Annotated in this window: 1 protein-coding gene; it reads left to right on the top strand. The window is 45.4% G+C overall.

All coding sequences use genetic code 11. From position 1 onward, the window contains the following. Positions 1 to 335 (top strand): Uma2 family endonuclease (locus AC0QH1_RS00310; RefSeq protein WP_324628752.1); only part of this gene is annotated, 335 nt, incomplete at both ends.

The raw sequence follows: 335 nt of genomic DNA, 5'->3' as shown, positions 1-335 counted from the left end.
GACATGGGAGACAATCGCAATATCCGCCTGACTTACGACCGAGGATTGTTGGAAATTATGACTCCCTTGTTAGAGCACGAACAGCCTAACCGTCTCTTAGCAAAAGTTGCAAGTGCCGTGGCGGAGGAACTGAATGTGGAAATTTTGAGCGCGGGTTCTACCACGTTAAATCGAGCGGATTTAGAAAAAGGTTCCGAACCGGACTCTAGTTTTTATATTCAAAATGAACGCTTAATCCGAGGCAAACGCACGATTGATTTAAAAACCGATCCGCCCCCTGATTTGGTAATCGAAATTGATGTTACCAGCAGTTCTATCGACCGAGAGGGGATTTA

It is taken from the genome of Phormidium sp. CCY1219 (genome assembly GCF_055795085.1).
The sequence above is the reverse complement of the archived record's forward strand: the minus strand, read 5'-3'. Positions and strand labels throughout refer to the sequence as shown.